Annotated in this window: 1 protein-coding gene; it reads left to right on the forward strand. The window is 47.8% G+C overall.

The features are described from left to right. The coding region (rny, locus tag AC1MDJ_RS08025) for a ribonuclease Y (RefSeq protein WP_479690394.1) at positions 1 to 1,030 on the forward strand (1,030 nt) is incomplete at both ends.

The following is a 1,030-nucleotide window of genomic DNA, read 5'->3' on the forward strand; positions in this document are numbered from 1 at the left end:
CAAAGAATGATTCTGCACGCCGCATACGCGAGGTAGAGGAAGAGATTAAAAGCGAAAGCGAAAGACGTGCTCGTAATATCATAGCGAGTTCTATACAGCGTATAGCCCCAGAATACGTGGGTGAAATCACGGTGACCGTTGTGAACCTGCCTAGCGATGACATGAAAGGGCGCATTATAGGCAAAGAAGGGCGCAATATTCGCACGTTTGAGAGCGTGACAGGCGTTGATATAATAGTAGATGATAGCCCAGGCGCGGTAATAATATCGTCTTATGATGCGTATCGCCGTGAGGTCGGCAAGATGACGCTGGAAAAGCTAATCTCCGATGGACGCATACAACCTGCCCGCATAGAGGAGCTGTATATCAAGAGCAAGGCGGAGCTGGACAAGCATATACTTGCAGTTGGTGAGGAGACAGTGTTTAACCTAGGACTTCATAACGTTAGTCAGGAAATTATTAAACTAATCGGGCGGTTGAAATACCGCACCAGCTACGGGCAGAATGTGCTAGGGCACTCTATAGAGGTGGCGAAGATTACTGGTATGATGGCAGCTGAGCTGGGGATGGATGAAAAAGTTGCCCGCCGTGCAGGGCTGCTTCATGATATAGGCAAAGCGTTAGACCACGACCAAGATGGCTCTCATGCTATGATAGGATTAGAAGTTGCTAAAAAGCATAAAGAAGATGCGCGTGTGCTGAACGCTATCGCCTCTCACCATGGAGAGGAGGAGTTCAAGTGCATAGAGGCTATTCTAGTGCAGTCTGCAGATGCTATGTCAGCATCAAGACCGGGCGCAAGGCGTGAGGTGCTGGAAAGCTACATTAAACGGCTTGAAGAGCTTGAAAAGATTGCCTCATCGTTTGAAGGGGTATCGCGCTCATTTGCAATACAGGCTGGGCGTGAGGTGCGCATAATAGTTGAACCTGATAAGGTCAATGATGAGCGGCTCATTACTCTATCTAAGGATATATCAAAGAAGGTAGAGGATGAGATGACCTATCCAGGGCAGATAAAGATTAACGTAAT

The sequence above is a fragment of the Candidatus Termitispirillum reticulitermitis genome, from assembly GCF_054655775.1.